This window comes from Microcystis sp. LE18-22.4A (assembly GCF_027531105.1).
Classification (GTDB): domain Bacteria; phylum Cyanobacteriota; class Cyanobacteriia; order Cyanobacteriales; family Microcystaceae; genus Microcystis; species Microcystis aeruginosa.
Map to the genome: position 1 here is coordinate 1 of NZ_JAPZRB010000039.1, position 3,059 is coordinate 3,059.

Annotated in this window: 2 protein-coding genes; one reads left to right on the plus strand and one right to left on the minus strand. The window is 46.2% G+C overall.

Annotated elements, in window-relative coordinates; all coding sequences use genetic code 11:
- Positions 1 to 458: 458 nt before the first annotated feature.
- Positions 459 to 599, minus strand: coding sequence for a hypothetical protein (locus tag O9295_RS01805; protein ID WP_002759867.1), 141 nt, complete (start codon positions 597 to 599; stop codon positions 459 to 461).
- A 418-nt stretch (positions 600 to 1,017) separates the two neighbouring features.
- Here O9295_RS01805 and pckA point away from each other — a divergent pair, with 418 nt between their 5' ends.
- A complete protein-coding gene (pckA, locus tag O9295_RS01810) occupies positions 1,018 to 2,697 on the plus strand; it encodes a phosphoenolpyruvate carboxykinase (ATP) (protein WP_288031219.1) in 1,680 nt (559 codons plus the stop codon).
- The last annotated feature ends 362 nt before the right edge of the window (positions 2,698 to 3,059 follow it).

Genomic DNA, 3,059 nt, shown 5'->3' on the forward strand with positions numbered 1-3,059 from the left:
GTGTCAGTCTGTAGAGCGACCATAAGACCAGAACAGAGTAAATCTGTTAAGGCAGGTGCGAAAAATCCTTCGGGACAGAAGCAGAAACCTAAATCGTGAGGTTTGGGAATCACCGTCCGTTTACGGCGGTGAGGATGTCAATATTAGTTGTTTTTTTTCGAGATCGAGCTAGACTTAATTAACCTTTTAAGTAGTTGGACAAAAGTAAAGTTAACTGTGGGGTAAGGAGTCAGGAGTCAGGAGTCGGTCGTCAGTAAGAATTGCGGCAATTTACATTTCTTAAGATAGACAACAGAATTTATGTCCGACTACTTACACAATCAATTCTAGAGCTTGCCAACGGCTAATAGAGTTAATTTTGGCCGCTAACTGGTCCCTGTGTCAATCGACTTTTTTTATTAGCGGCAAAACCGATTTAACCACGTTTAGGAGCCTTGGCATCATCTCCGGACGACCAGCTATTGTTCTGACGTTGCCCAAAACCAGAGACTTCCTACCCCACCATGAAGATAGGCTAAGACGCATTTTAACCGCCTATCCTTGAGATTGGCTAAATCTACCCAAATCCCTTTACTGTTGCCTGTTGCCTGTTGCCTCATCTCAACAAGCAATTTAAATTCGCGGGCAGCTTAACTGCTAGATTAGCTGACCAATTTTGTTTAGCTGTTAATTTTTGTAAAAAAAACATCGTCTGTATCCTATTGTACAGCTAGACTAAAAATATCTAGAAAAAGCAGTTAGATCGGCAAGAGGGAAAAGGTAAAAACCCTGACTGGGAGATGACGGGTAAATAGGCAAATAATCCTGAATTACCGCTCTAAGATTGGCTTTACCGACAGCAAAAGACCAGATTAATCAGGCAAATATCGTCAAATAAACTAATCAATATAGCTTCTTAGGTGTCTGGGAGTGAAAAAAGACAGAGAACGGAGTTTTTCTAGTTTCTATAACTGCACTAATCAGAGACCTGGAACTTAGCTCTAAACCGACAACTAAATTATCAGGAGAATTGGGGTTATGCCGACTCTACACACGCTGACCAATGATAGTATCTCTTGTCCCTTGCCCGATCGCGTGGAGAACGTCAATTTCTACTACGAATTAGAAAATCAAATTCATCCCACCTACGGCCTCGAAAGCCTAGGCATGAAAAATCTCGGTCGCGTTTATCGCAATCTTTCCGTACCGCAATTAGTCGAACAGGCGATCGAACGTCATGAGGGCGTTTTAGCCGATAATGGGGCTTTAGTGGTGGAAACGGGTAAATATACCGGTCGTTCCCCCAAAGATAAATTCATTGTCAAAGAAGCCACCAGCGAAAAGGAAATCGACTGGAATCAGCATAACGCTCCGATTAGCGAGGAAAAATTCCAGCAATTATACCGAAAAGTCCTCGCCTATGTGCAGGGAAAAGACCTATATATCTTCGATGGTTACGTCGGGTCCGATCCTAATTGTCGCTTTGGCGTGCGCGTTGTCACTGAAATCGCCTATCATAATCTCTTTGCCCATCAGTTATTCCTCCGGCCCAGTGCGGTCGAACTAGCTGCCCATCAAACTGATTTTACCGTGATTGCCCTGCCGGGGTTACAGGGAGATCCCGATGATGACGACCTGAACAGCGAAGCCTTTATCGTCCTCAACCTGGCAAAAAAAATCGTTCTCATCGGTGGCACTCGCTACGCTGGCGAAATCAAAAAATCCGTCTTCTCGATGATGAACTACCTGATGACCAAACAAGGGGTTTTACCGATGCACGGTGCCGCTAACATGGATAAACACGGTCATACAGCCCTCTTTTTCGGTCTCTCCGGTACGGGTAAAACCACCCTTTCCGCCGATCCTAAACGCAGCCTCATCGGTGATGATGAACACGGTTGGTCAGAAGACGGCATTTTTAACTTTGAAGGCGGTTGTTACGCTAAAACCATCCGTTTAAGTGCCGAATACGAACCCCAAATCTGGGCGGCGATTCAATTTGGCACTATTCTCGAAAACGTGATCCTTTCCCCCGATAATCGCCTTCCCGACTACGATGATGGACGTTTGACCGAAAACACCCGCGCCGCCTATCCCCTGCGTTATATCCCTAATTGTGCCGTATCTGGCATGGGAACCCACCCGAAAACTATTATCTTCTTAACTGCCGATGCTTTTGGGGTACTGCCACCAATCGCCAAATTAACCACGAACCAGGCGATGTATCATTTCCTCTCCGGCTATACTAGCAAATTAGCGGGAACGGAACGGGGAATCACCGCCCCACAGGTGACTTTTTCCAGTTGTTTCGGTCAATGTTTCTTCCCTCTGTCACCCCTCGTCTATGCCCAAATGTTAGGGCAACGTTTAGAACAACACCCCGAAACCTCCGTTTATCTGATTAATACTGGTTGGTCCGGCGGTCCCTACGGAGTCGGCGATCGCATTTCGATCAAACACACCCGTGCTATGGTTTCCGCCGCTTTAAATGGCGATTTAGAGGAAGTAGTTTTCCATCCTCATCCCATCTTTCAAGTTCTCGTCCCCGAAATTGTCCCCGGAGTTCCCAAAAAAATCCTCGACCCGCGACAAGCATGGCAAGATGGCGAATCCTACGACCTACAGGCGCGAGAATTAGCCCATCGTTTCGTGGAAAATTTCCGTCAATTTACCACGGCCTCCCAAGAAATCATTGCAGCCGGTCCAATTTGGGAATAACAGCATCAAGGAATCGGTTTTAACGAAGGCAGTATTCAGGAGTCAGGAGTCAGGAGTCAGGAGTCAGGAGTCAGGAGTCAGGAGTCAGGAGTCAGTATTCAGTTATCAGCTTCTGAAGGCAAGAGGCAACAGGCAAGAGGCAAAAGACAGAATCTGACAATTCTCCTACCTAGGGTCTGCTGAAAAAGTTTTTCCTGGTGGCAGGGTGTGGGGTGTGGGGTGTGGGGTGTGGGGTTTTACCCATTTTCACCTGGTCAATTACCTAATTTTCAGGGAAAAAGTACCTGAATTTTCCCCTCAATCACTGCAAGGGTCGGGACTTTTTGAGGTCAAAAAAGTCTAAAAGCCTTATCCAACAAGGT